Origin of the sequence: Nocardia suismassiliense, from assembly GCF_900269665.1 — a bacterium.
In the GTDB taxonomy this organism is placed as follows: Bacteria; Actinomycetota; Actinomycetes; order Mycobacteriales; family Mycobacteriaceae; genus Nocardia; species Nocardia suismassiliense.
In genome coordinates, this window is record NZ_LT985361.1 from 2,342,671 (window position 1) to 2,369,051 (window position 26,381).

26 protein-coding genes are annotated in these 26,381 nt (G+C 67.4%); 14 read left to right on the forward strand and 12 right to left on the reverse strand.

Annotated features, from left to right (window positions below):
• The 6 genes from DBO33_RS43525 to DBO33_RS10445 all read left to right on the forward strand — a co-directional run bounded on the left by DBO33_RS43525 (position 1) and on the right by DBO33_RS10445 (position 6,330).
• Complete coding sequence (locus tag DBO33_RS43525) at positions 1-2,427, forward strand: hypothetical protein (RefSeq protein ID WP_199856576.1); 2,427 nt, start codon at positions 1-3, stop codon at positions 2,425-2,427.
• 47 nt (positions 2,428-2,474) lie between these two features.
• Positions 2,475-3,116, forward strand: coding sequence for a nicotinate-nucleotide adenylyltransferase (gene nadD, locus DBO33_RS10425; protein WP_107654840.1), 642 nt, complete (start codon positions 2,475-2,477; stop codon positions 3,114-3,116).
• Between the two features lie 26 nt (positions 3,117-3,142).
• Positions 3,143-3,559 carry a ribosome silencing factor gene (gene rsfS / locus DBO33_RS10430; protein ID WP_107654841.1) on the forward strand — a complete coding sequence of 139 codons (417 nt, stop codon included), beginning with the start codon at positions 3,143-3,145 and terminating at the stop codon, positions 3,557-3,559.
• Positions 3,560-3,608: 49 nt separating this feature from the next.
• A complete protein-coding gene (locus DBO33_RS10435) occupies positions 3,609-4,268 on the forward strand; it encodes a histidine phosphatase family protein (RefSeq protein ID WP_107654842.1) in 660 nt (219 codons plus the stop codon).
• Between the two features lie 499 nt (positions 4,269-4,767).
• Positions 4,768-5,484 carry a diglucosylglycerate octanoyltransferase gene (gene octT, locus DBO33_RS44560; RefSeq protein ID WP_107660145.1) on the forward strand — a complete coding sequence of 239 codons (717 nt, stop codon included), beginning with the start codon at positions 4,768-4,770 and terminating at the stop codon, positions 5,482-5,484.
• 3 nt (positions 5,485-5,487) lie between these two features.
• A complete protein-coding gene (locus tag DBO33_RS10445; RefSeq protein WP_107654843.1) occupies positions 5,488-6,330 on the forward strand; it encodes a DegV family protein in 843 nt (280 codons plus the stop codon).
• A 404-nt stretch (positions 6,331-6,734) separates the two neighbouring features.
• Here DBO33_RS10445 and DBO33_RS10450 read toward each other — a convergent pair whose 3' ends face one another.
• Positions 6,735-7,517 carry a DUF5984 family protein gene (locus DBO33_RS10450; protein WP_107654844.1) on the reverse strand — a complete coding sequence of 261 codons (783 nt, stop codon included), beginning with the start codon at positions 7,515-7,517 and terminating at the stop codon, positions 6,735-6,737.
• A 150-nt stretch (positions 7,518-7,667) separates the two neighbouring features.
• On the opposite strand from DBO33_RS10450, the gene DBO33_RS10455 reads away from it, so the two are divergent.
• From DBO33_RS10455 to holA, 4 genes are all read left to right on the forward strand, one after another.
• Positions 7,668-8,738 (forward strand): ComEA family DNA-binding protein, encoded by a 1,071-nt coding sequence (locus DBO33_RS10455; RefSeq protein WP_107654845.1) that lies wholly within the window; start codon positions 7,668-7,670, stop codon positions 8,736-8,738.
• Positions 8,735-11,260, forward strand: a complete 2,526-nt coding sequence (locus DBO33_RS10460; protein WP_199856577.1) for a ComEC/Rec2 family competence protein — start codon at positions 8,735-8,737, stop codon at positions 11,258-11,260. Before DBO33_RS10455 ends, DBO33_RS10460 begins: the two co-directional genes overlap by 4 nt.
• 62 nt (positions 11,261-11,322) lie before the next feature.
• A complete protein-coding gene (locus DBO33_RS10465; protein WP_159080196.1) occupies positions 11,323-11,586 on the forward strand; it encodes a hypothetical protein in 264 nt (87 codons plus the stop codon).
• A gap of 148 nt (positions 11,587-11,734) precedes the next feature.
• Complete coding sequence (gene holA / locus DBO33_RS10470; RefSeq protein WP_107654847.1) at positions 11,735-12,703, forward strand: DNA polymerase III subunit delta; 969 nt, start codon at positions 11,735-11,737, stop codon at positions 12,701-12,703.
• Here holA and DBO33_RS42670 read toward each other — a convergent pair.
• On the reverse strand, positions 12,669-12,980 hold the full coding sequence (locus tag DBO33_RS42670; RefSeq protein ID WP_159080197.1) for a hypothetical protein: 312 nt from the start codon (positions 12,978-12,980) through the stop codon (positions 12,669-12,671). The genes holA and DBO33_RS42670 overlap by 35 nt on opposite strands.
• Before the next feature lie 166 nt (positions 12,981-13,146).
• On the opposite strand from DBO33_RS42670, the gene DBO33_RS10480 reads away from it, so the two are divergent.
• Positions 13,147-14,436, forward strand: coding sequence for an LCP family protein (locus tag DBO33_RS10480; protein WP_107654849.1), 1,290 nt, complete (start codon positions 13,147-13,149; stop codon positions 14,434-14,436).
• 103 nt (positions 14,437-14,539) lie between these two features.
• Here the strand turns inward: DBO33_RS10480 and DBO33_RS10485 are convergent, their stop codons facing one another.
• The 3 genes from DBO33_RS10485 to DBO33_RS10495 all read right to left on the reverse strand — a co-directional run bounded on the left by DBO33_RS10485 (position 14,540) and on the right by DBO33_RS10495 (position 16,739).
• On the reverse strand, positions 14,540-15,199 hold the full coding sequence (locus DBO33_RS10485; protein WP_234390771.1) for a maleylpyruvate isomerase family mycothiol-dependent enzyme: 660 nt from the start codon (positions 15,197-15,199) through the stop codon (positions 14,540-14,542).
• Positions 15,200-15,252: 53 nt separating this feature from the next.
• Entirely contained in the window at positions 15,253-15,504 is a 252-nt protein-coding gene (locus DBO33_RS10490) for a DUF2798 domain-containing protein (protein WP_107654851.1), read from the reverse strand.
• 164 nt (positions 15,505-15,668) lie between these two features.
• Positions 15,669-16,739 (reverse strand): aldo/keto reductase, encoded by a 1,071-nt coding sequence (locus DBO33_RS10495; RefSeq protein ID WP_107654852.1) that lies wholly within the window; start codon positions 16,737-16,739, stop codon positions 15,669-15,671.
• Positions 16,740-16,863: 124 nt separating this feature from the next.
• Here DBO33_RS10495 and DBO33_RS10500 point away from each other — a divergent pair, with 124 nt between their 5' ends.
• Positions 16,864-17,805, forward strand: a complete 942-nt coding sequence (locus DBO33_RS10500) for a helix-turn-helix domain-containing protein (protein WP_234390772.1) — start codon at positions 16,864-16,866, stop codon at positions 17,803-17,805.
• Here DBO33_RS10500 and DBO33_RS10505 read toward each other — a convergent pair.
• Positions 17,789-18,040, reverse strand: coding sequence for a hypothetical protein (locus tag DBO33_RS10505; protein ID WP_107654853.1), 252 nt, complete (start codon positions 18,038-18,040; stop codon positions 17,789-17,791). The two genes, DBO33_RS10500 and DBO33_RS10505, sit on opposite strands and share 17 nt — an antisense overlap.
• 163 nt (positions 18,041-18,203) lie before the next feature.
• Positions 18,204-18,464 carry a 30S ribosomal protein S20 gene (gene rpsT, locus DBO33_RS10510; protein ID WP_107660148.1) on the reverse strand — a complete coding sequence of 87 codons (261 nt, stop codon included), beginning with the start codon at positions 18,462-18,464 and terminating at the stop codon, positions 18,204-18,206.
• Positions 18,465-18,799: 335 nt separating this feature from the next.
• Between rpsT and DBO33_RS10515 the strand changes: the two genes are divergently transcribed.
• The gene (locus tag DBO33_RS10515; protein WP_107654854.1) at positions 18,800-19,588 is read left to right on the forward strand and encodes an aquaporin; all 789 of its coding nucleotides are present in this window, start codon (positions 18,800-18,802) and stop codon (positions 19,586-19,588) included.
• Between the two features lie 96 nt (positions 19,589-19,684).
• Here the strand turns inward: DBO33_RS10515 and DBO33_RS10520 are convergent, their stop codons facing one another.
• The 3 genes from DBO33_RS10520 to DBO33_RS10530 all read right to left on the reverse strand — a co-directional run bounded on the left by DBO33_RS10520 (position 19,685) and on the right by DBO33_RS10530 (position 22,227).
• Positions 19,685-20,236: a type II toxin-antitoxin system PemK/MazF family toxin gene (locus DBO33_RS10520; protein ID WP_107654855.1), complete on the reverse strand. Its 552-nt coding sequence runs from the start codon at positions 20,234-20,236 to the stop codon at positions 19,685-19,687.
• Between the two features lie 201 nt (positions 20,237-20,437).
• Positions 20,438-21,109, reverse strand: coding sequence for a DUF4276 family protein (locus DBO33_RS10525; protein ID WP_107654856.1), 672 nt, complete (start codon positions 21,107-21,109; stop codon positions 20,438-20,440).
• Entirely contained in the window at positions 21,106-22,227 is a 1,122-nt protein-coding gene (locus tag DBO33_RS10530) for an AAA family ATPase (protein ID WP_107654857.1), read from the reverse strand. The genes DBO33_RS10525 and DBO33_RS10530 overlap by 4 nt, the downstream gene beginning before the upstream one ends.
• Positions 22,228-22,394: 167 nt before the next feature.
• Between DBO33_RS10530 and lepA the strand changes: the two genes are divergently transcribed.
• On the forward strand, positions 22,395-24,254 hold the full coding sequence (gene lepA / locus DBO33_RS10535) for a translation elongation factor 4 (protein ID WP_107654858.1): 1,860 nt from the start codon (positions 22,395-22,397) through the stop codon (positions 24,252-24,254).
• A 34-nt stretch (positions 24,255-24,288) separates the two neighbouring features.
• On the opposite strand, the gene DBO33_RS10540 is transcribed toward lepA, so the two are convergent.
• Positions 24,289-25,680: a sensor histidine kinase gene (locus DBO33_RS10540; RefSeq protein ID WP_107654859.1), complete on the reverse strand. Its 1,392-nt coding sequence runs from the start codon at positions 25,678-25,680 to the stop codon at positions 24,289-24,291.
• Entirely contained in the window at positions 25,677-26,369 is a 693-nt protein-coding gene (locus DBO33_RS10545) for a response regulator transcription factor (protein WP_107654860.1), read from the reverse strand. Before DBO33_RS10545 ends, DBO33_RS10540 begins: the two co-directional genes overlap by 4 nt.
• Between the last annotated feature and the right edge of the window lie 12 nt (positions 26,370-26,381).

Sequence of the window (26,381 nt, forward strand, 5' to 3'; positions counted from 1 at the left end):
GTGGATACCGCCGAGATCAATGAGGCGCTCGCGCAGGTCTACTCGTTGCCGCACGGCCGACTACGCGTCGAGCGGCTGGAAATGCTTGCGGCGGCGGCGAAGTCGGCCACCGACCGGCACCTCGAAGGGCGGGTGCTGCTCGAGCTCGCCGAGCCCTACACCTATGCGGGCGAGCGTGATCTGGCTCCGGTCGCCTCCGGCAGGCTGCTGCGGATCTACGACGAGTTCCCCGCCGAGCTCGGCTCGCTCACGCACTCGGTGCACTGGTACCTCAAGTGGATGACGTGGGGGCTGATCGACAATCCCGCGGTGCCGCCGACGACGGTCTACCGATGGTTCGACGAGCTCGAAAACCGTTACCGCCAGCGCGGTTACAGCCTGCGTCCGGTGCTCGCGCTGCGCGCCGAACTGGCCAGGAAGCTGGGCGACGCCGAGCACGGTGCGCTGCTGCACGAGGAGGCGATGGCGGCGCCACGCGACGGCATGTCGGACTGCGATGCGTGCGAGCGCAACGAATGGGGCACCGGCCGTGCGGCTTTGGGCGACGATGCCGGTGCGCTCGCGCACTGGCAGCCGGTCATCGATGGCGATCGGGTCTGCGCGGAGGAGCCGCACCGAGTACTGGCGCAGGCACTGCTTCCGTTGCTACGCATCGGACGGGTCGCCGACGCACGCGGCGCGCATCTGACCGGATATCCGCTGGTCCGGCACAACGACAGCCTCCGGCCGTCGGTCGCGTTGCACATCGAGTTCTGTGCGCTGACCGGCAATGAAGGACGCGGCCTGGAGATTCTCGCTGAACACGCTCGCTGGCTCACCGATCCCGGAGCGGACGCCGGTGCCCGGCTCGCGTTCATCACCGGGGTCTGCGTGCTGCTGCGCCGGCTCGACACGCTCGGCCTCGGCTATGTGCCGATCGCGGGCGAGACGGTGAATTCGCTGCTGGCGGAGCTGGATACGGAGATCGCGGGGTTGTGTACGCGGTACGACATCCGTAACGGGAATGCTGCCGTGAGTACGGGGGTCACCGCGCGGTTGGCGAGACAGCCGCTGTTGGAACGGCTTCCGCTGGGTTTACGGAATCGGTTGCCAGGGACGTCAGCGGCAGGTTGTGATGCTGCGGATGGTGCCGCCGCGACGTCCGGTGCCGCGAGCGCGCGGGGTTCGACAGACGGGGGCACCTCGGCAGATGGTGGCGGCATCAAGGGCGGTTCGGGTCCGGACAGCGCCGTGCTGCCGGGCGATGGCACTGCGACGGGCGGTGCCGGTTCTGTGAGCGTTGCCGGCTCGGCGGGTACCGCCATTCCGGAGGGTGCGTCCCCTGCGGATGTGGCGGCTCGCACCGGTAGCTCCCCGGCGGGCGGCGTCGGTTCGGTTGATGTCGACACCGCGGCAGGTGGCGAAGCCCCCGGAGCAGGTGGCGCCGTTTCGCCGGCGGGTGGTGCTGGGAGTGGTGCGGCGCTGACGGTTGGCACTGCTCCTGGCGTTGCGCCGGCCTGGGGTTCCGCGGTGGCCGGCAGTGGTGCCACTGGTGTGAGCCGAACTGCGGTCCCGGGTTCCGATGAGTGGGCTGCCGACGTCACCGCCGAAGCGGACAGGCGAAGCGAAGCGCAGCGGCTGGCGGAGCTCGGGGCCGCTCGCCTGGCCGATGCCCCGGAACAGGCCGAGGCTCGACTGCGCGAGGCGTTGACGATCGGGTCCGGTGTGCTGCCCGCGGAACACCTGGCGCGAGTCAGCTCGCAGTTGGTCATCGCGATCGCCGGACAACCGGATCGCGAACTCGACCTGGCGGACGCGGCGGTGCGCGCGGCCGCTCGGTGGGAGGGGTTGTCCGAGCCGGACCTGCTGCACCACACCGTGATCGCCGCGCGTGCCTTCCATCGCGGTCGGCGGCACGGCGAGGCCGTCGCGCTCTTCGAGGAAGCTCTGGCGGCGAACGGGGTTCCTTATCCACCCGCCGAACTGGCCACGGTCCGCGCCCAGTTCGGCGAGTCGCTGAACGCACTGCACCGATACGACGACGCCGCCCGCCAGTTCGCCCTCGGCGCCCAGCTGGTGGAGCACGATCCCGAACGCCGCGCACTGCACGCCCAACTCGCCATGTCGGCGGCGGCCGCGCTGGACTACTGCGACCACGACGCGGCGGCGGTGGCCGCGTATCAGCGGGCGGCCGCACTGTTCGGCGAACTCGGCGACGTGGTGTCGCGAGCCCGGTGCGTGCGGTCGGCGGCTTGGTTGCAGCTGTGGGGGTCCACCGCGGGGCCGGGCCGGCCGTGGTTCGCCGCGATGCAGGCCCTGATCGCCGAGCTGGCCGAACTGGACGGCGGCTCGTCGAGCACCGAGATCGCCGAGGAACTCGCCAGGGCCCGCCGGGAGCTGGCGGAAATGCTGGACGCCGAGGACCGGGACTGGGTGGCCGGGGAGTAGCTTGCCGCTCCCGGCCGTGGGGAGCAGACCGGTTAAGCTCGGCACTCATGCAAGAGACAGGTCGGCGCGGCCGCAAACTGGGCGTGATGGGCGGCACCTTCGACCCCATCCACCACGGCCACCTGGTCGCCGCCAGCGAGGTCGCGAATCGGTTCGAGCTCGACGAAGTGATCTTCGTCCCCACCGGTCAGCCCTGGCAGAAGGCGGATAAACAGGTCAGTCCGGCGGAGGACCGCTACCTGATGACCGTGATCGCGACCGCCTCGAACCCCCGATTCTCGGTCAGTCGCGCGGACATCGACCGGGGCAAGGTCACCTACACCGTCGACACGCTGCGGGAGATGCGCAGCAAGCATCCCGACGCCGAGCTGTACTTCATCACCGGAGCGGATGCGCTGGCCAACATCCTGACATGGCAGGATTGGGCCGAACTGTTCGAACTGGCGAGGTTTGTCGGGGTGAGCCGTCCGGGGTACGAGCTGAATACCGATCATCTCGAGGAACATCTGCGTGATCTTCCGGCCGATGCGGTGACCATGGTCGAAATCCCGGCGCTGGCGATCTCGTCGAGCGAATGCCGTCGCCGCGCCGCCGAGAATCGGCCGGTGTGGTACCTCGTCCCCGATGGCGTGGTGCAGTACATATCCAAGCGGCACCTCTATGTGCCCGCAGGAGCGGAAGGTAGCTGAGTGAGCGAGCGTAGCGGGGGGCAAGCATGAGTGCGTCTGTGGAGTCGGTGGAGATCGCGCAGATCGCGGCCCTGGCGGCGGACGAGAAGCTGGCACTCGACGTGGTGGTGCTCGATGTGTCCGAGCAGTTGGTGATCACCGACTGTTTCGTCATCGCGTCCGCGCCGAACGAGCGCCAGGTGAACGCCATCGTCGACAACATCGAGGACAAGCTGCGCGACGCCGGGCACAAGCCGGTGCGGCGCGAGGGGACCCGCGAGGGGCGCTGGGCGCTGCTCGATTATGTCGACGTCGTGGTGCACGTCCAGCACAACGAGGAGCGCAATTTCTATGCGCTGGAACGGTTGTGGAAGGACTGCCCAGTGGTGCCGGTGGACGGACTCGGCACACCCGAGGCGCGGGCCGCGGCGGTGAACGGTGACGCGGAGAGCGATGCCGAGTGAACGAGCGAGTCGTCGGTAAGTCAGCGTCCAGCGTCAGAAAGGCGCGACCGTGAGTAAGTACGCCGGCGTGCGCACCCTGATCCTGCTGCGCCACGGGCAGACCGAATGGAATGCCGCCGACCGGATGCAGGGTCAGATCGACACCGATCTCACCGAACTCGGCCGCCGGCAGGCCAAAGAAGCCGCGCGCGAACTGGTTTCGCGCAATGCGATCGCCATCATCTCCTCGGATCTGCGCCGCGCCTTCGAGACCGCCTCCGCCCTCGCCGATCACACCTCGCTCGACGTGGTGCCCGATCCGCGACTGCGGGAAACCGATCTCGGCGACTGGGAGGGGCTCACCCACCTCGAGGTCGACGCCGACTACCCCGGCGCGCGCAAGGCCTGGCGGCTCGACGCCACCTTCCGGCCACCGAACGGGGAGAGCAAACTCGAGGTCGGCGCACGGTCACTGCCGGTGGTGCGGGAACTGCTCGTCGAACGGCAGGACTGGCCCGGCCGGACTATCATCCTGGTGGCGCACGGCGGGCTGATCGCCGGCCTCACGGCCGCGCTGCTCGATCTGCCGCCAGCGAACTGGCCCGTCCTCGGTGGACTGGCCAACACCAGCTGGGTGCAGCTCAGCAGTCACGGTCCGAGCATCGACCAGCCCGGCTGGCGCCTTGACGTGTGGAACGCATCGGCGAAGGTGGCCCCGGATGTCCTCTGAAGACCCGATTCGGCAGGTGCCGGACGAACTGTTCCGTAAGGCGTCGGCCAAACCGGAACGTTCGATCCCGGACGCGCTGTTCGGCCCGCCCCCGGTACCCCCGGCGGTGGAGGCTGAAGCCGCTGAGTCGGGCACGGAGGAGGGGGAGGCGCCCGGGGAACCCGAGGGTTCTGCGCCCGCCAGTTCGGTTGATCCGCCGCCGCCGGAACGGGTAGCCGGCATTGTCTCGTCCACGGCACCGTCTGCCGGCGATGAAACTGTCTCGGACGCATCCGCTGAGGGCGTTGCGGAGTCGGCAGAGGCGTCGGTTCTGATTGCGGAGCCGAGTGCCTCTCGTGAACCGCTCAGTGCCGCAGTCGGTTCGGTGGCGACTGCCGATGCGGGAGCGTCCGGTGCCTCGGCCGAGTCGGGCGCGGCTACTGCGGAATCCGCCACGCTCGATCCCGCGTCGGAGGGCGAGTCGGTTGTCGCTGCTGCCGACGCTGTCGCCTCGTCCGAGGTGGCGGCGACCGCGCGGCCCGTGCTGCTCGTGATCGCGGATTCGTTGTCCTACTTCGGGCCCAAGGGCGGGCTGCCCGCGGATCATCCGCGGATCTGGCCGAACCTTGTTGGGGCCGAACTGGATTGGGATGTCGAGGTGGTCGGGCGGATCGGCTGGACCTGCCGGGATGCCTACTGGGCGTTGATCGGTGATCCTCGGGTGTGGGCGGCGGTGCCGCGCGCCGGTGCCGTGGTGTTCGCGGTCGGCGGCATGGACTCGCTGCCCTCGCCGCTGCCGACCGCGCTGCGTGAACTGATCCGCTACGTGCGGCCGCCGGCGCTGCGCCGCGGCGTCCGGGCCACCTACACCTGGTTGCAGCCCAAGCTGTCGAAACTCGGTCGCCCCGTGGCGCTTCCGCCGAAGGTGAGCGTCGACTATTTGGAGCAGTCGCGGGAAGCGTTGGCGCACTTGCGGCCCGACCTGCCGTTCGTCGCGGTACTGCCGTCGGTGCACAACTGCGAGGCCTACGGACGCGTGCATTCCGGGCGGGAGCCCGCCGTCAAGGCGTTGCGGGCATGGTCGGCGCGGACCTCGGTGCCGCTGGTCGACCTCGGTGAAGCGGTGCGCGACAACATCTTCTCCGGTGACGCGAACCCGGACGGCATCCACTGGGGCTGGGCCGGGCATACGGCCGTGGCCAACGCGATGGTGAAGACCTTGCAGGAGGTTCGGTAGTCCGTGGCCGTCGTGGTCGTGACAGATTCGTCCGCCAGCCTCCCTGCCGAACTCGCCGCCGAGCTCGATATCGCCGTCGTACCACTGCATGTGCTGATCGGGGATCGCGCGATCCGCGAGGGCGTCGACCCCATCGACATCGACTACAGCTCCGACACCGTGACCACCTCGGCGGCGTCGCCCGGTGAGCTCCGCGCCGTCTACGAACAGGCCTGGGAGCTCAGCGGCGGCGATGGTGTTGTCGCGGTGCATATTTCGCGTCAGCTCTCCGGAACGTGGGAGGCGGGACGGCAAGCCGTTCGCGACATGGATGCGGCCGACCGGGTCCGGCTCGTCGATTCGCTCGGCGCGGGCCTGGCCACCGGGCTGCCGGTGCTGGCCGCAGCGCGCCGGGCGCAGGGCGGGGCTTCGTTGGATGTCGTGTACGACACGGCCGTCGCGGCTTCGAGTCGCGCGCGCACGTTCATCCTGGTGAACCGCACCGAACAGTTACGTCGAGGTGGCCGATTGAGTTCTGCCGCCGCGTTTTTCGGCAGCGAGCTGGTTACCAAGCCGCTGCTGCAGATCGTCGAGGGTCGGCTGGAACTTCGGGAGAAGGTTCGCACTCGGTCCAAGGCATTCGCGAAACTTGTTGCGGCAGCAGTCGATGCGGCCGGAGAAGACGGTGCCGCCGTAGCCGTACAGCACCTCGGCGCCGAAGACGCAGCACAAACCGTCGCCGCTCAGCTCCGTGACCTCGTCCCCGGCATCCGCGAACTGATCGTCGCCGAATTCGGCCCCGCCCTAGGCATCCACCTCGGCATCGGCGCAGTAGGCGTCCTAGTCCTCCCCGGCGGCTGCGCCTAGCTCTCGTTGCGCCGAACGGGACATAGGGGCGCCGACACGCCGGATGAGGCCGCCGTCATGTCCCGTCCGGTAACCGGCGGATCGGCGAGTGGTACATGGTTGCGGCGAAGTGCGAGAAGGGGTCTCCGTGGTGTGCCGCTCACGGGTCTTGCTGAGGTCCGTGTGCTGCGGGATCGCGCTCGGGTCAGTGTGGTTCGGGATTTGATCGCGCTCGGGTCAGTGTGGTGGGGGATCTGGTCGCAGTAGGTCAGTGGGGCTGCGGGATTTGGTCGCGGTGAGTCGATGTGCTGGGGATCTGGTCGCAATGAGTCAGTTTGCTGGGGAAACCTGGCCTTGGTGAGGCCAGCATGCTGGGGAACCCGACCTCGTTGATGTCAGCGGGCTGCGGGATCTGGGTCGCTGGGTCAGCGTGCTGCGGGCGCGGATTGGCGGAGGGTGTGGGCGCCGGCGCGGACGGCCGACCAGTCCGTGTCGGGTCTGCGGTCGAGGGCTCGGGAGAGCCGTCGCGCTCGGTCGTGTTGTTCGTAGGCCAACTGGGCTGAGTCGATCTCGATACCTGGTGGCGGGCCGGAGCTTTCGAATTCGCGCAGGCGTGCTGCCATCGCGGCGAGCAGGTCGCGATCGAATTCGATGACGGCCGTGCGGAATTCGTCGGTCGGGACGCTGACCCGGCCGGTCGGCGGTCCGGTGAACTCGATTTCGCTCTCCGGATCCGCCGGGTAATGCCAGGCGACGGTGACGGTGTCGGCGCTGCCGTCGACGGTTCGCCACCAGCGTAGGTGCGGGCCGAACCACAGGTAACCGGTGTCGAGCGTGCGGTCGCCGTACCAGGTCGACGCGGCGTCGACCTCAGGGGTATCCGCCCAGGACCAGTCCGTGGCTTCGGCGGCGATGAAGTCGACCAGGTCGTTCGGTACCGGCTCCAGTGCGTTCGGGAGCAGTGTGAGGACGTCCTCCCACAGCCGGGCCACGTAGTACTCGACGTAGCAGTCGTGCGGAGTCTTGTGTCGTCCGGATTGGGTGCGCAGTAACTCGGTCGTGCGGTCGGAGAAGCGGAGTAGGTGGTGGTCGCCGAGGTCGATGTAGTACCAGCCTTCGGTGAGCGCGAACCAGTGCAGAGTCCGGGACCGATCTCCGCACGGCCCGACTCGGTCCCACGGCGCCAAGCCGAAACGGAATCGGATCACGGGCCAAGTTTTGCACTTCGCACAGCGCCACGCCCGACCGATCTACCTGCCGTCGGCGAGTTGTGCACACCCCGGCAGTTGTCAACAGAGCGGGCGAATTACCTGGTCGGCCACGATCTTTCGGTGCCACCCGGAACTACCGTCGCCCTCATGCCACGACAGGACGAACGCGAACGGATCCGGCGCCGGATGAGCGCACTGACCTGCCGCGTCGGCGCCAGCCGGACGGGAATCGCGGGCGCGGCCGAGGCCGCGCAACCCCTCGGCGGTCGCCGCGCGCAGTTGGTGAGTGCGCTGCCGACGGCGCCCCGGATGTCGGGTGGACTCGGCGAATCGGCGCATGACCGCTCGCACGATGGCATCGCGCGTCCCGGACGATGGGATCTGGCAGAGCTGCCGTCCGATGACGATGAGGGCGATGGTGAGGTGCGTTCGCCGGGATGGCTGGACGAACCCGTCACCGCCGGATGGCGGGATCGCATTGTGCCGGAGCGCTTTCGGGGCATGCGGCTGGATCCGGGACGCCGGGGCATGTGCACGCTGCTGCTGGTCGGCGTGGTGGCGATGGCGATAGCCGCCGTGGTGATATTTCGCGAACGGCCCGTGGCCCGGCCCGTGCCACCGGTGCCCGCGGTGCGGACGACCGCGGACCCCGCCGTCGCGCGCTTGTCGGGTGCGGTGCCGCGGAGTGCGGCCGCCGCGCCCGGTGCCGCACCGGCGCCCGCCGAACCAGGGTCGGCAGAGGCCGAATTGGTAGTCAGCGTCATCGGTTTGGTGCAGCGCACCGGTTTGGTGCGCCTGCCCGCCGGTTCCCGGGTCGCCGATGCCCTCGCCGCGGCAGGTGGTGCACGAGACGGCGCCGACCTCGCCGGACTCAACCTGGCCCAGCGACTGCTCGACGGCGACCAGGTACTCGTCGGCCCGCCCGGCCCGAATCCCGGCCCGCCGCAACTCGGCAGCGCGACCATCAACTCGGGTGCCCGCCCTTCGGCCGCCCCGTCCGGATCCGCGCAGCCATCCACACCATCGGGCCGGGTAGACCTCAACACCGCGACAGAATCCGAACTCGACGCACTGCCCGGCATCGGCCCGGTCACCGCCAAAGCCATCGTCACCTGGCGCACCACCCATGGACGCTTCACCGACGTCGCCCAGCTCGGCCAGGTCGACGGCATCGGTCCCGCGCGCCTGTCCCGGCTGCGCGAGCTGGTGAAGGTATGAGCGCGGTGCACCGGAGTGAGCGGCAGGTGCCCGGCGGACGCGGGCAGGACGCAGAACAGGATGACGCCGATGGCGAAGCGCAGGTGCTCGATGCTCGGCTGTTGCCCGCGGCGTTGTGTTGTTGGGGGGCAACGATTGTGGCGGTGACGGCCGGGTGGGTGGCCGGGCTGTGGCTGGCGGTGGCGTTGGTCGCGCTGGCGATCGGGCTGTGGGTGCTGCTGCTGTCGGCGATGGCGCATCCGGGGGAGCGGCACCGGTCCGTTGCGGTGGTGGCGTTGGCCGCGGTGCTACTGGCGGGCGGGTTCGCGGTGGCCGCGGCGTGGCGGGAACATCGGGTGGCCACGCATCCACTGCGGGCCGTGGCGGGGGTTTCGCTGCGGATGGTGGTGACGCCCAGCGACGATCCGAAGCCGGTGCGCGGCAGTTCGTTCGGGGGCAGCCGATGGGTTGTGCGGGCAAGTCTGGACGAGTATCGGCTCGGCGCAACGACAGTGCGAGCCGGTGGCGCGGTGGTGGTGCTGGCGTCGGGCGAGGTGTGGGCGGAGCTGCTGCCCGGACAGGCCGTCGAGTTCCAGGCGCGAGTCGATCGGCCACGCGGTCGTGATCTCACGGTGGCGACGCTGGTGGCTCAGGGGCCACCGCAGGTTGTCGGCGCTTTGCCGTGGTGGCAACGCGTAGCCCATTCGATCCGCACGGATTTCGCGACCGCGGCAGCTCGGGCGTTGCCCGCGGAGCCAGCCGGGTTGTTACCCGCGCTGGTCGATGGAGACACTTCCGCACTGCCCGACGAGCTTCGTGAAGAGTTCGATGTCGCAGGTTTGGGTCATTTATGTGTGGTCAGCGGTGCCAATTTCACCATCCTGCTCGGCGCGGTACTGCTGGTAGTGCGGGTGCTGACCCTCGGTCCGCGCACCGGTGCGCTGGTCGCGGGCGCGGCGCTGGTGCTGTTCGTGATCATCGCGCGGCCCGATCCGAGTGTGCTGCGCGCCGGGGCGATGGGCGCGATCACCCTGCTGGCCTTGGTAACCGGGCGTCGAAAGCAGGCGCTACCTGCGCTGTGCGCGGCGGTAATCGGGCTGCTTGCCGTGTGGCCGGCGCTCGCGGTTTCCGTCGGCTTCGCCTTGTCGGTGTGCGCGACCGCCGGATTGATCCTGCTGGCACCGAGTTGGGCCGACTGGCTGTGCGCGCGGGGTTGGCGGCGCATCCCTGCCGAGATCGTCGCGGTGGCGGCGGGTGCTTTCGTCGTCACCACGCCGCTCATGGTCGCACTGGACGGGCAGCTCAGCTTGGTCGCGATTCTCGCGAATGTGCTGGTAGCGCCGGTCATTGCGCCGATAACGATCATCGGGGCGCTCGGCGCGGTGCTGTCCTGCCTCTGGTCGCCGCTTGCCGAACTTGTGCTGCATTGTGCTGCCCCGCCGATGTGGTGGCTGCTGTTCGTCGCCGAACGCGCGGCCGACGTGCCCGGCGCCTCCATCGGGGTGCCAGGTGGAGTGTTCGGCGGAATCGCCGCCCTCATAGCTGTCGCCGCGGTCGTCATCGCGTTGCGATTCGCCGCCATCCGCAGGGTGCTCCTGACCGTGGCGTTCGGCGTGGCAGTGGTGCTGATCCCGGTGCGGATCTGGCATCCCGGCTGGCCACCGTCGGGCTGGGTGCTGGCTGCCTGCGATGTCGGTCAAGGTGATGGGCTCGCACTGTCGCTCGGTGACGGCATCGCGGTGGTCATCGATGTCGGGCCGGAGCCACGGCCGATCCGAAACTGTTTGGACCGCTTACATATATCGCGAATCCCGCTACTCGTGCTGACGCATCCCCACGCCGACCACATCGGCGGCATCAACGGCGCGCTGGACGGACGTACCGTGGCCGCCGTGGCGGTGGGGGCGCATGAGCTCGATGCGGTGCAACCGGGTACCCGCGGTGCGTCGACCACCGGAGATGCTCGGCCGGCGTCAGCTGATCGCCAGTCACCGCCGAGCAAAGCGGCGCAGCGGAGAGGACACGGCGAAGGGCTTGCACACGTAGTAGGTGTTGCCGAGGACGCGGAGATCCCGATCATGGAGTTGTCGGCCGGACAGCTATTTCGTTTCGGCACAGTCGAATTAGAGGTCCTCGCCCCCGCGGTGGATGGACTACGACCAACCCCCGGCGCCGAAGCCGAAGAAGCCAACGACCGCTCGATCGTCCTAGCGGCAACCACCCCAGCGGGACGAATCCTGCTCACCGGAGACATCGAAGCGCCCGCGCAACGTGCACTACTGCAAACCGGTATCTCACTACAGGCAGACATCTTGAAGCTCCCACACCACGGATCCCGAACCACCACAAAGGAATTCCTCGCCGCAGTACGACCGCGGCTGACCGTGATCAGCGTCGGCACCGAGAACACCTTCGGACATCCGAACCCCGGAATCCTCACGGAGCTATCCGCACTAGGCACAAATGTGGTGCGTACAGACCAGCGAGGAGACGTGCTGATCCTGGGTGGACGGCGGGAGCTGCGGATGGTGACCTCGCGATGAGTTTCCTGTGCCGCAAGGCAAATTGGCACACGCCAGGTGTGGGCATCAATAGATTAGGAAGCGTGACAAAACCCGTGAACATGCGGCTACCTGCCGATCTGCTCGCGGCGGCGGAGCTGGCCGCCGAGGACGACGGCGTCACCTTGGCGGTGTTCGTCACCCGGGCGATCGAGGAGAAACTGCTGCGTAGCGAGTTCGATCGGCACGCTCGAATGGTGGACGCAGCCGCCGCGGCGGCTCCCAGTCGTCTTCTTCGAAGGTCCCGCGCGATCCGCGACGGCCTCGCCACCTGGAAAGCAGCGCAGCGCTTCGACGGGTCGCCGTGACGAGAACACGCGGAACCTGCGGGGTGGGGGTGTCGGTGGGGGACCGTAGGATCGCTGCCGTGACCGAGCGCAGCGAGCGTCAGCGAGAGGACCATCGAACCGGCGCGCGTATGCGTGTGGCGGAGGCGAGCGTCGGCGAGGTGATGTCATGACCGAGCGTCCTGCGCTGCACCTGATGTTGGGGGACGAGGAGTTGCTGGTCGAGCGGGCGGTGGCGGAGGTGACCGCGCAGGTGCGTGCGCTCGCGCCGGATGCCGATGCGGTGCCGGTCGATCGGATGCGGGCGGGTGACGCCAGCACGGCCGAACTGGCGGAGCTGTTGAGTCCGTCGCTGTTCGCCGAGGACCGAGTGATCATCCTGGAGTCGGCGGCCGAGGCGGGCAAAGACGCGGTCGCGGTGATCACCGCTGCGGCCGGTGATCCGCCCGAGGGCGTGGTGCTGGTGGTACTGCATTCGGGTGGTGGACGGGCCAAGGCCTTGGTGCCCGCGCTGCAGAAAGCCGGTGCGGTGGTGCACGACTGCGCCAAGGTGACCAAGGCGGCCGAACGCGTGGAGTTCGTGCGCGGCGAATTCCGCAACGCCGGAGTACGTGTCGCGGGCGACGTGGTGCAGGCGATGCTGGAGTCCGTCGGATCCGAACTGCGCGAGCTCGCCGCGGCCTGTTCGCAGCTGGTCTCCGATACCGGCGGCAAGATCGATGTCGCCGCCGTGCACCGTTATTACTCAGGCAGGGCGGAGGTGTCCGGTTTCGACGTGGCCGAGCTCGCCGTCGCCGGCGACCGCCCCGGCGCGATGGAGGCGCTGCGTTGGGCCAACGACCGCGGCGTCCCCCATGTCCTGCTCGCCGACGCCCTGGCCGACTCCGTACACACCATCGCCCGCGTCGGTTCCGCAGGGCGCGGCGACCCGTTCAAACTCGCCCAGCAACTGGGCATGCCACCCTGGAAAGTCAAGAAGGCCCAAGCACAGGCCCGAAACTGGAACCCCACCACCATCGGCTCCGCCCTCCAGGTGGTCGCGGCCCTGAACGCCGACGTCAAGGGCGGCGCTGCGGACGCCAACTACGCCCTCGAACACGCCCTCACCCAAATCCTGGATCTGCACGCCGCAGGCTGATCCACGAGCTGCCACCGTCGCTGGCCTCGGCCTCGCCGAACGCGCCGACGAGGACGTCTTCGACGACATGCTGCTGCACGTCGACGGCTGGCTGTGCGAGATCAAGGAAGTGCAGGTCCGCGACGCCGCACATCCTCGGTCCGCTGGCCGTCGAGTAGGGGAGTTCGCGAGCAGGTCGGCCGAGAAAATCGAGATGCTGGATGTGTGCTGTGGCACATGTGGCCGAGAACTCAATCAGTCGGATCGGGAGAGCTGCCGAGCGAAAGACGGCAGCCATCCGGGCCCGGCTGTAATCTCAGATCGCAACGTCAGATGAGGTTTGTCCGGTCCCGGATCGGCACCACCGAGGCGGCTTCGAGTCCACCTGCGACGTTCTGGCCAGCGGTTTCGCCAAGAATCGAGCCAATTGTCGGCTAATCGTTCGTGTCAAACTGGAATCGGTTATGGACGAACGAACAGCACCGGTCTTTCCGGTCGAGGATTCCCGGCGGGGCCGCCTACGGCGCGGTCGGCCGCAGGGTGGCGCGCATCGTCGTCCGGAGCGCCGAGTGGGGCGAACCGCGCTGAAGGTACTGGCCGGTGGTGTGTCGATGGCGGTGCTCGCGGGCACCGCGGTCGGATGGGCGACCGAGGGGCGGTTCGACCGAGGGTTCACCAGGTCGGCGGCATTGGGTGTGGATGCACCGAGGTCGCTGGCCGGTGATACCAACGTGCTGCTGATCGGCCTGGACACTCGCAAGGATCAGGCCGGGAACGACCTGCCGAAAGAGATCCTGGACCAGCTGCACGCAGGCGACGGCGAAGAGGGCGGGTACAACGCGAACACGCTGATCCTGGTGCACATCCCCGCCGACATGAAAAAGATTGTGGCCGTGTCGATTCCGCGTGACGACTACGTCAAGGTCGCCGGCATCCCCGGCTACACCAACGTGAAGATCAAGGAAGCCTACGGTCTGAAGAAGGCGGCTGTGCAGGATGAACTGATCAGTCAGGGCGTGACCGACAGCAAGGCACTCGAGCGTGCGGGGCGCGAGGCGGGGCGAGCCTCGATCGTGCAGGCAGTGCGCGACCTGACCGGCGTGCCGATCGATCGATTCGGCGAGGTCACCCTGGCAGGTTTCTACGACTTGGCCAAGGCGTTGGGCGGAGTCGATGTCTGCCTCAACAAACCGGTGAATGACAGCTACTACTCCGGCGCCGATTTCCCCGCCGGCAGGCAGCGACTAGATCCGGCGCAATCGCTGGCGTTCGTCCGGCAGCGGCACGGCCTGGAGAACGGCGACCTCGATCGAACCCACCGCCAGCAGGCCTTCCTCACCTCGGTGGCCCTCGATCTGCGCAAGGCCGGCACCTTCACCGATGTCGGCAAGCTGTCCGCACTGATGGACGTCGCCCACCGCAATATCGTGCTGTCCGACGGCTGGAACATCACCGACTTCCTGCGCACCCTCGGTTCATCCGAGAGCCCGGCCGTCGAATTCCGTACCCTGCCCGTGCTGCGCTACGACACCATCGACGGTCAGGACGTCAACATCATCGACCCGGCGGCCATCCGCCGCGAGGTCCGCGCCGCGTTCGGCGATTCGGACCCCAGCGTCGCGCTGTTCAAATCGACACGCCCGCCGACGCTGCCGACCACCGACCCGCTCGCCGGAACCGCAACGCCCACACCGGATGTCGGTGCACCGGTCGCTACCACCATCACCGGCGACACCATCCCCTGCGTCAACTGAGTGAGCTGCACCGGCTTGCCCGAAGCCATCCGCTACGGTCTATGTCGGCCGGTGTGCCGAAATAGCCTGTGCGGCAAGAGCAATGTAACAACGGTGCCGACCCTCACATAGCGGCAGTAACTCGCTCGACCCCCGGCCCGGTCAACGCCGCAAGCCCCGCCTTCCGCCCCGTGGCGACAAGCAGCAGGTCACTGATCGGCCCCCGGATCTCCTCGGGCCCATCGCCACCCGCCCATTCCACGTCGGTGGCAACCAGCCGAATCCCACGCAACCGCTTGCGCGAACCGTAGAAAATATTGTTCCGCACATGTTCGAGCGCCGCGCACGCCTGCTCGAGGGGCATCTCCCGCACCCGGCCGAGCGGCCGCGCGACGTCCTGCCCGTGAATCATCATGTCCACCAACGGATCTATCGGACTCGCCCCGGGCGCCCGGTGCGTCGATCCGGCCGACTCACGCACCTGTGCGATCAACTCGGCGGGCGTGAACCGAGCAGCGCGATCGCGAGCCAGCTTGTCGGTCATCCCATCCCAATCGCCACGGGCCTTGATGACCCCCACCAGCGTTTCCCGCAGACTGACCTTGCTGGACAGCGAGACGTGGGCCAGCACTTGATGCGCGTTCCAGCCGGCACACAGTGATTCCACTTGCCATTCGTGTTCGTCGAGGCCGTCGAAGAAGTCGGCCAGCGAGAGCCTTTCGGCCGTTACCCACGCCTGGATCTGATCTCGGTCCACTGTGTCCTCCGGGTTCGGTGTCGTCACCGTTACTGACGACCCGAACCGCGGAATTTCATCGCACTGCCGGAAAGTGCGCGTCAGGCCTGCTGCGGAGGTTGGACCAGGGCGGCCGTGACTTTGCGGACGAGCGGCAGCACGAGCAGCAACGTCGGAAAGGCGATGGGCCAGGACACCGCCCAGGACCGCAACCAGACGCCGACCGCCAGGCCGTCGCTCATCAGCGTGCTGATCAGGGACACGATGCAGGTCATGAGAATGGACAGCAGCATCGGCAGAATCACTGCGGAATACCGGGCGGGCAGCTTGCCGAAAGTGTTGCGAGAGTTCATCGTCGCTCCGTAAGTGTTCGTCAGGCAACGGCACCGCCGGATCGGCGGGGCCGGTGCGTTGGTTGACGTGAACGCTTACGGCGACAGGATGTCGCGGCGCCGAGCATAGGACAGCCGCACGCGGCGGCGCAAGCCGTGCCCGCACCGCCGCGTGCACCGATTGCTCAGGCGCGGGCTTCGATCTTCAGGTCGCCGGAGACGACGCCGCGGGTCATCGGCCGCGCCAGCATGTCGTGCGGGAAACCGAGTTCGATGGCGCTGGCCTGCTCGAGCCGGGCCAGTTGCGCGGAGTCGAATTCGACCTCGAGCGCGCCGAGGTTGTCCTCCAGTTGGGCGGCGGTGCGGGCACCGATGATGGGCGAGGTCACGCCGGGATTGCGCAGCGTCCAGGCCAGCGCGACCTGCGCGGGCGTCTTGCCCAGCTCGGTGGCGACATCCTTGACCACGTCGGCGATGGACAGCGAGCGCTCGGTGAGCGCGCCCTGCGCGGCCGCGACGTTCTTGCGAGTGCCCTCGACCGCACCCTCGCTTTGGTGATCCAGGTCGTCTCGGGTGTATTTGCCGGTGAGCACACCGCTGCCGAGCGGTGACCACGGGATCACGCCGAGGCCGAGCTCGCGAGCCATCGGGATGAGGTCGCGTTCGACGGTCCGCTCGATCAGGCTGTATTCGATCTGCAATGCGATCAGCGGTGACCAGCCACGTAGGTCGGCGATGGTCTGCATGCGGGCCACCTGCCAGGCCGGCGCATCGGAGATGCCGACGTAGAGCACCTTGCCCGAACGCACGAGATCGTCCATGCCACGCAGGATTTCGTCGACGGGAGTCATGAAGTCCCAGGCGTGCAAGTAGAGCAGATCGATGTAGTCGGTGTTCAGTTTGCGCAGGCTCGCCTCGACCGAGGCGAACATCGACTTGCGGTGGTTCCCACCGGAATTGGGGTCACCCGGGCGCCGCAGCATGGTGTATTTCGTTGCCAGCACCAGGCTTTCGCGATTGTCCGCGGTGAATTCGCCGAGAAGTTGCTCGGAGGTGCCGTTGGTGTACTGGCTCGCCGTGTCGATGAAGTTTCCGCCGCGGTCGAGATAGGTGTCGAAGATCTTGCGGGCCTCGTCCTTATCGGCGCCCCAACCCCAGTCGGCGCCGAAGGTGATCGTGCCGAGGGACAGCGGAGACACCCGAAGACCGGAGCGGCCGAGCAGCCGGTAGGTGTCGAGGGTACGGACTCCGGACATGTCCAGCTCCTTGTCGTTGGTGCTGCAGTGGTGAGGAAACCCAGTCTTCAGCGGTGCGACCGGAGGGGTAAGGGAAGGTTTTTCCTGGGAAAGCCAGTCCTAGGCAGCCGTAATATCGACGGTGATGACCGGAATGGTGAACGCGACAGACGGCGCGAACTCGGGCCCCGGCGGCGCCCGCAGGCCTGCGAGCGCCACGAATCCCACCCAGGAACTCGCGTCCTTCCTGCGCGACCGCCGAGAGCGACTGAGACCCGGTGACCTCGGGTTACCGCCGCGCAGACAGGCGCGGCGCACGCCGGGGCTGCGGCGCGAGGAGGTCGCGGAGCTGGCGGGGGTCAGTACCGACTACATCGTCCGGCTGGAGCAGGGACGCGGCCTGCGTCCGTCCGCCGACGTGCTGGAGGCGTTGTCACGGGCGCTGCGGCTGAACGCCGACGAACGCGCCTACCTGTTCGATCTGGCGCAGCAGCGGCAGCCGAATGCCGGCAAGCCGGCCACCGTACCCGCGCCCGCGCTGGCCATGCTGGTGCACGATCTGTCGCCGCTACCGGCGATGCTCATCAACCACCGCTACGACATCCTGGCCTGGAATCGGGAGATGTCGCGGCTGATCATCGACTTCGACACGGTGCCGCCGCGTCAGCGCAACTCCATGTGGCTGTGCCTGATGGAGCCGAGCATGCGCGACTTCTACGTGGAGCGGGAGCGCATCATCCGCGAGGGTGTCGCGGACCTGCGCGCGGCCTGGGCGGCCCATCCCGACGACCAGGTGCTCGGTGAGCTGATCGCGGAGTTCACCGCACGCAGCGCGGAGTTCGAGCAGGGTTGGGTCAGGCACGACGTGCGGGTGCAGGGCCGCGGCGCCAAACCGCTGCGGCACCCGGTCGTCGGGCGGCTGGTGGTCAATTACGAGGTGTTGATGCCGGTGCAGGATCCGGACCAGCGCATCATCATCTATCGGGCGGCCGATGCGGATTCGCAGACGGCGCTGGACCGGCTCATGGCCGATCCGGCGCCGTTGGTCGATCGCACGCCCTCGGCGGAACTCACTCCACCGAGCTGAGCACTAGCTCCTCGTCCTCTTCCTCCGACTCCTCGTATCGGCCCTCCCAGTCGTCGTACACGGGTACTTCGTCGTCACGCGTGACAACCCACTCCAACGAGTACGAGCCCTCCTCGTCGATGGGAACCATCACGTTCTCGATCTTCACCCCGATGCCCAGGACCTCGGCGGCCCGGATCACGTCGGGCAGATCCTCGCCACGGACCACAGTCTGATTGGCGTAAACGGTAACCATGCGCCGAATGGTAGCTGGAACCTCCGACAGGCTGTGGGCCGATCCAGAATCCTCGCCGCCGAACAGGGCGCTGACCGGGTATGGGTACGACAAAAGCCGCCGTGGTCGTCGAGGCCACGGCGGCTGCGTCAGAAGCATGCGGTACCGGATCGGTACCGGGGAATCAGATCTTGTTCAGAGCCAGCGCGAGGGCCGACTTCTTGTTGGCGGCCTGGTTGGCGTGGATGACGCCCTTCGAGGCAGCCTTGTCGAGCTTGCGGCTCGCGGTCTGGAGCTGCGCGGCGGCCTTCTCTTTGTCGCCGGCCGCGGCAGCTTCCCGGAAGCTGCGGATCGCGGTGCGCAGCGAGGACTTCACCGACTGGTTACGCTTGCGCGCTTCCTCGTTGGTACGGATCCGCTTCAACTGGGACTTGATGTTGGCCACGCCTGTTTCCTCGTGTTCCTGTCGCTGAGTGGTCTGTGCTGGAAAAGTTCCTGCGCGTGCGTCGCACCCTCGATAAACGGGTAACGCAACGCCGAAGGTCGAGAATACCAGCCGCCGCTCGGGGCACGAAATCAGCACCGTCGACCGGGACGCTGCGCCGACCTCGCCCCGCGTGCCGCGGCGGCCGTGCAGGCTCATCGGTGCCGAGGTCGTTGTAGAGACCACACGTCTGGCGTAGCGTCCCGAGTGCAACCCGTTGATCTTGAACGGCACTGTTTTCTGAGCGACACCACGGCTGGCAATAGCTATACGTCTGGAACGCGGAAGGTGGACAGATGTCTCCAACGGCTCAAGAAGTTGTGGAAGAAGTCGCCGAGTACGGGCCGATTCCCGACAGCAAGAAGTGGGGAGCGGAGGCGCTCGGCACGTTCGTCCTGGTCATGGGCGGTGTCGGGACGGCGGTACTCGCGGGGGATCGGGTCGGCGCGCTGGGCGTGGCGCTGGCCTTCGGACTTTCACTGTTGTTTCTTGTTTATGCGATCGGGCCGATCTCCGGCTGCCACGTGAATCCCGCCGTGACGGTCGGTCATCTGCTGCTCGGCAGAATCAGTGTGGTCACCGCGGTCGGTTACTGGATCGCGCAATTGATCGGTGGCTTCCTGGCCGGGCTCGTATTGTTCGCGCTGGCGAAGAATCTGCCGTCCTACGACCGTGAGGCCAGTGGACTCGGCGCGAACGGCTGGGGTCCGCACAGCCCTTCGGCGCAAAAGGGCCCGCTTGGTGAGGTCGTCCTGCAGAACGGATACGGGCTGGCCGCGATGATCATCATCGAGGTGATGCTGACTGCGCTGCTGGTGTTCGTGGTGCTCGCCTCGACCGACCAGCTCTCCGATGTGCCGTTGGCCGGCCTGTCGATCGGTGTCACGCTGGCGGTCATCCACCTGATCTCGATCCCGGTGGACAACACCTCCGTCAACCCCGCGCGCAGCCTCGCCGTCGCCCCCTATCAGGACGGCGCGATGGGGCAGGTCTGGGCTTTCGTGGTGTTCCCGCTGATCGGCGGTGCGCTCGGCGCGCTGGTGTACGGCCTGCTGTTCGGTCGCTCGCGCAACGTGCTGTCCTGAGTCGATCCGAGAGCCCATCGGCGCCGAGGGGTGCCGATGGGCTCTCCGCTATTCCGCGGAACAGTGTTGCAGGACGATGCGATCACCGTAATCGATTCAGTGCCAGGCGTATTCGGCGCACAACCGGTGGGCGACAAGGTCGAACGACTTGCGGGGCAAGATGGCTCCCTCGCGCCGGATGCCTGCCTCTGGCACGTCGAGCACCCGGTCCAGCCGAACCCAGCTCGGCCTGCCCTCGGGATCCCAACTGCCGCTGCCGATCCCGACCCAGTTCGGGTCGCGCGCCCGGTCCGCCTTCGACGACAGCATCAACCCGAGCAGGGTCCTGCGGTCGCGCCCGACCACCAGCACCGGCCGGTCCTTGCCGTTGCTCGGATCCTCCTCGAACGGCACCCAGGTCCATACGATCTCGCCCGGATCGGCCCGCCCGTCCAACTGCGGCGAGTACACGATCTGCCGGGCCCGCTCGGCCGTCGGCACCGGAGTCGACGCGGTCGGGCGCACCTTCACCGCAGGCGTGCGCCGCTGACTCAACGACCCGACCAGCCGCTCCACCAGCCGCGGCCCCTGCTGCCTGACGAGCTTGGGACCCTGCTCCTTAGCGATAAGTCCGAGCTGCTTGCCGAGGGAGTTCCAACTTCGGGCCATATTCGCAATATAACGGCGCACCGCCGTCTTCTCACGCGCGCCGCGACCCCCATCCCCGCCCCGATCCGGGCGCCCAATGCCGGACCGAACGACCAGTTCCAGCCAGGACCTTCGCGACCAGGGACGAACCGGCTAACGCGCGGATTCGCGTTCATAACAAACCGACACCAGGTGTGTGAGCGCCCACTTTGTGCGCACCCCTCACGGCAGCCGGTCGCGCAACCCTTCGAGCCAACTGTCGAAGTGAGGGCACTGGCTCCGTAGCTCCTCGATGCCGAGGTCCGCTATCGCCAGTGGGCCGTCGTTCGTTTTCGAGTACTGCGGGCAATAGTTGAGGATCCGCTTCGACGGTGCGGTGTCCGGACCGTCGTTGACGAATTCGGGACCGCCCGCCAGATGAACGTCCTCGAGCAATCGCTCGGTCAGTCCTGGGAGCAGGCAGCCGACCTGCTCTGCGGCGGCGAACACCCACGTCTCCAGTTCGTGCAGGATTAAATGAGGCACGAATCGGCGATCGGCGGCGGCTGCGGCGAGGGAGGTTTCGACGTGTGCCACCCGGTCATGGGGTGCGAGGCCGGGCGGAATGTCCGCCATACCGGGAGCGTCCGGTGGGAAGGCGTAGAAGTCGAACAGGGTCGTCAGGATCTCGATGCTCGAATCCCGCAGCAGCAGTTTGATCTCGCGGTCGACCTTGGACCAGCAGCTGACACCACCGCGGTGATTGGGGCCGCCCGCAGGGCGTTTCGTGGTGACGATCGACTTGGTCACCGTCCAGCCGCTGTCAGCGAGATAAGGCGCGAGCACATTGTTGACGACGATCTCCTCGCTCTGCCCTTCGACCAGGAAGTGCAGGCGGTGATAGCTGGTCGTCATGCCTGGTCGAAGTCCTCCCTGGCGGGCCGACCGCCGAGCAGGTTCTTCTCCCACAGCTCGCCCAAGGAATACTCCGCCAGCCACGCCTCCAGCTCAGCGGCGTCCGGACGCGAGAAGGTCGATCCGCCGGCTCTGCGCTCCACGACAATCAGGTCGTCGACCTCGAATTGGTTCATCAAGGTGACCGATTGGGTGGCGATCAGGACTTGGCTTCGAGACGCGGCCTGCCGCAGTAGGTTCGCGAGCTGCACGATGGCAAAGGGATGTAGTCCGAGTTCGGGCTCGTCCAAGACGACGAGCGCGGGTAACTCCGGCTGCAGCAGCAGCGTAGCCAGACAGACGAACCGAAGCGTGCCATCCGACATCTGGTTGGCAGAGAAGACGGCGTCCGAGCCCTGCTGCTGCCATCGGAGCCGGATGCGATCGTTGTTCTCGGGTTGCAGCACGAAATCCCGGAAGAACGGCGCCACCAACTGGATCGCCCCGACAATGCGGCGATAGGCCGCCTGGTCGGCGGCGGCATCGCTGGTCTGCAGGCGATACAGGTACGCGGCCAGGTTGCCTGCATCCGGACGCAGAGTCAGGTTGTCCGCAGTGGACACCGTCCGCTTGACCGGAGCATCAGCACTGGTGTCGTGGAAATGGAAGACCTTGCAGCCCTCGAGCAACGCGAACACATACTTGGCTATCCCACCCCGTGGGCCACCGGTTTCCGTGGCCAGTCGGGTCTCGCGATGACCATGACCCAGCGACTTGCTGTACGGGCGATCGTATTTCGGCTCGTGGTAGTAGACGACCTCGGTTTCGAAGATCAGTTCGTCGTTCGCTGCGGGGACGAGGACGGCCTCGTAGGAGTTGGGATCGGCGTCGAGCTCCAAACGAATCCGGGAGGTGCCGTCGCCGTCGGTGAGCAGCGCCGAAGCGCCGCCGTTGAGTCCAACGAACAGGCCGAGTTCACCGTCGACAATTCGTCCGAGCAGGGCGAGCGCTTGGACGAAGTTGCTCTTCCCCGCACCGTTCGCGCCGACCAGAATGTTCAGTTGCCGAAGCTCGACCGTCGCCGATCTGATCGAGGTGAATCCCTCGATCTGGATTGATTTCAGCGGTTGGCCTGGCATGGCCTAACTCTACGATGAGCCACCGACGTTCCCGGGATTGCTCACCCACCGGCTGCTCCCGACCGGGAAACAGCGGGCTCTTGCAGCCGGGATCTCGAGGTTCGCCACACCGATGGCGGGAGCTTCGTACTGCTCATGGGACGATAGAGGACAGTTTGCCGATACCCATGAGGAGTGGAGTGCCCGCCAGCTTCGCCGACACGACGTTCACCGATCCGTCTCGGATCCGGAACTTTTGCATCATCGCGCACATCGATCACGGGAAGTCGACGCTGGCCGATCGGATGCTGCAACTGACCGGTGTGGTCGAGGAGCGGCAGATGCGCGCCCAATATCTGGACCGGATGGATATCGAGCGTGAGCGCGGCATCACCATCAAGGCGCAGAACGTGCGGCTGCCGTGGCAGGTGGACGGCACGGATTACGTGCTGCACCTGATCGATACGCCGGGCCACGTCGACTTCACCTACGAGGTGTCGCGCGCACTGGAGGCCTGCGAGGGCGCGGTGCTGCTGGTCGACGCGGCGCAGGGGATCGAGGCGCAGACGCTGGCGAACCTGTACCTGGCGCTGGACAAGGATCTGACGATCATCCCGGTGCTCAACAAGATCGACCTGCCCGCCGCCGACCCCGACCGCTATGCGGCCGAGATCGCGCACATCATCGGTTGCGACCCCGATGACGTGCTGCGGGTCTCGGGCAAGACCGGTGTCGGCGTGACCGAACTGCTCGACGAGGTCATCAAAACGGTGCCCGCCCCGGTCGGCGACCCGGACGCGCCCGCCCGCGCGATGATCTTCGACTCGGTCTACGACACCTACCGCGGTGTCGTCACCTATGTGCGCGTGGTGGACGGCAAGCTCACCCCGCGCGAGAAGATCAAGATGATGTCCACCGGCGCCACGCACGAGATGCTGGAGATCGGCATCGTGTCGCCGGAGCCCAAGCCGACCCAGGGTCTCGGTGTCGGCGAGGTGGGTTACCTGATCACCGGCGTGAAGGATGTGCGCCAGTCGAAGGTCGGCGACACGGTGACCGCCATGCGCAACGGTGCGACCGAGCCGCTCACCGGTTACCGCGAGCCGCGCCCGATGGTGTACTCCGGTCTCTACCCGGTCGACGGCTCCGACTACCCGGACCTGCGCGACGCACTGGAGAAGCTCCAGCTCAACGACGCCGCTCTGACCTACGAGCCGGAAACCTCGGTGGCACTGGGCTTCGGCTTCCGCTGCGGGTTCCTCGGCCTGCTGCACATGGAGATCACCCGCGAGCGGCTGCAACGCGAGTTCGACCTCGACCTGATCTCCACCGCGCCCAACGTGGTCTACACCGTAGAGATGGAGGACGGCACCAAGCATGTCGTCACCAATCCGTCGTACTGGCCGGAGGGCAAGGTCCGCCACGTCTTCGAGCCGGTGGTGAAGTGCACCGTCATCTCGCCGAGTGAGTTCATCGGCTCGATCATGGAGCTGTGCCAGGCGCGCCGCGGCGAGCTCGGCGGCATGGACTACCTGTCCGAGACCCGCGTCGAGCTGCGCTACACCATGCCGATGGCGGAGATCATCTTCGACTTCTTCGACTCGTTGAAGTCGCGCACCCGCGGCTACGCCAGCCTCGACTACGAAGAGTCGGGCGTGCAGGACGCGGCGCTGGTGAAGGTCGACATCCTGCTGCAGGGTGAGGCGGTGGACGCGTTCAGCGCGATCGTGCACAAGGACGCCGCGCAGGCCTACGGCAACAAGATGACCAGCAAGCTGCGCGAACTCATCCCGCGCCAGCAGTTCGAGGTGCCCATCCAGGCCGCCATCGGCTCGCGCATCATCGCCCGCGAAAACATCCGCGCCATCCGCAAAGACGTGCTCGCCAAGTGCTACGGCGGCGACATCAGCCGTAAGCGCAAACTGCTGGAGAAGCAGAAGGAAGGCAAGAAGCGGATGAAGACGATCGGCCGCGTCGACGTCCCGCAGGAAGCCTTCGTGGCCGCGCTCTCTTCGGACGCCGCGTCGGATAAGCCGAAGGGGAAGTAGGGCCCGCCCCGCTCCGGGACCGGATCGACCGAACTCAGCCTGCGGGCTGCACGGCGATCCGGACCTGGAGGCGTACGCCACCTGCCGGGCTCTTGGCGAGTTTGGCTGTGCCGGAGTGCAATTCGGCTTGTTGCTGCACCAGCGCGAGACCCAGTCCCGAGCCCGGGGAGCCCGGTCCTTTGACGAACCGGTCGAAGGCCTTGGGGCACAAGGTGTCCGGGATGCCGGTTCCGTCGTCGTCGATGAGGATCTCCACCGTGTCGTCGGGGGCGGGGCGGACGGTGATGGTGACGGTGTCGGCGTGACCGTGCTGGACGGCGTTGGCTACGGCGTTGGTGACGATCAACATGAGGCCGCCGGGGAGGCCAGTCACCGTGACGGGCTCGCATTCGATTAGTTCGATGCGGACGCCGGGGTGTCGGCGTTGCGCGTCTTGTGCTGCGCGGTCCAGGGTTTCGCACAGGTCGAAGGGTTCGAAGATGTCGGGCTCGGTGAGTTCGCCGACGGCGAGCCGTTCCAGATCGGTGAGGGTGTTCTCGATCTGTTGTTCGGCGAAGAGCACCTCGTTGAGGATGGTGCCGCGCTGGTCGGCGGGAATCTCCTTGGTGGCCAGCACTTGTAGGTCGGTGCGCAGGGCGGTGAGTGGCGTGCGTAGTTCGTGGGCGCAGACGGCGGCGAAATCGCGGGCGCTGGTGAGGGCGTGGTTGGTGGCGCGGTGCGCGGCCTCCAGCCGGGCGAGCATGCGCGTGATGGCGTCGGAGAGCTCCTCGGTCTCCTTGGCGCCGCGGCCGGACAGCGGCGGGAGCTCCTCGAGGGTGTCGATGCCGTGCGTCGCGGTGGCCAGCGTGCGCAGCGGTCGCGCGGCGTAACCGGCCAGCAACCAGCCGAGCAGGGCGGCGACGACGGCACCGGCGACCCCGATGCCGAGGCCGATGAGCTGACTGCGGTGGATGGCCGAGGCGACCACGTCGCGGTTCGGATCGAGCGACACCAGGACCCCGGGCAGGCCGTCGACCCGGGTCACCGCCGCGTCGCTGGGCACGCCGGGCACCGAGTATTCGGGGACATCGGCAACCGAAGGCGAGCGGGCGTCCACTGAGGGCTGCGTTTCCGAGTACGGCGACGCGACAGATGGTGGGGGCGAAGGGGTTTCCGCATAGGGCGGTGGGCCCGGCGGCGCATCCACCTGCGGCGGTGCCCCAGGTGCCTGCACCCCCGGGTACGGCGGCGGAAGTGGCTCCGCCGGAGCACCTTTGAACGGCGGCGCAACCCTTACCGCCATCGACGAAACGGTCTCGTCCAACTGCCGCTCGCCGGTCGCGTTGAGCAACGCGGCGAACGTGATGGTCAGGGTGAGCGCGACGAGCGCGGCGACGACCCCGGATACCAGCGCCACCCGGGTACGCAGCGACGGTGAACGTTTCACGGCTGCTCCCGTAGGACGAAGCCGACTCCGCGCACGGTGTGCACCACCCGTGGCGCGCCCGGCGCCTCGAGCTTGCGCCGCAGATACGAGACGAAGACATCGACCACATTGGTGTCGGTGGCGAAGTCGTAACCCCATACGGCGGAAAGGATCTGCTCGCGACCGAGCACGATGCCCGGATGTTCGGCAAGCAAGGCGAGTACCTCGAACTCTCGTTTGGTCAGGTCGACCGGGGTGCCCGCGGCCAGCACCCGGTGCCCGGCCAGGTCGATCTGCACCTGACCGATCCGCACCTGGGTGCCGGGACGTTCGGCGGGGGTCACCCGGCGGCGCAGCAAAGCTCGCAGCCGGGCGACCAGCTCGCCGAGGTCGAAGGGTTTGGTGAGGTAGTCGTCGGCGCCGCGTTCGAGGCAGGCGATGCGGTCGGTCACCGCGCTGCGCGCGCTGAGCACGCAGATCGGAATGTCGTTGCCCATCGCGCGCAACGCGGTGACCACGCCTTCACCGTCCAGGGTCGGCATGTTCACGTCCAGCACCATGGCGTCGGGTGCCGCGGTACGCACCATCGACAGCGCCTCGGCGCCGTCGCTCGCGGTCACCACCTCGAAATCGGAGAGTTCCAACCCGCGTCGTAGCGAGGCGAGCACGCGAACCTCGTCGTCCACGACCAAGATCCGGTGTCCGGTCATGGATCAACATTA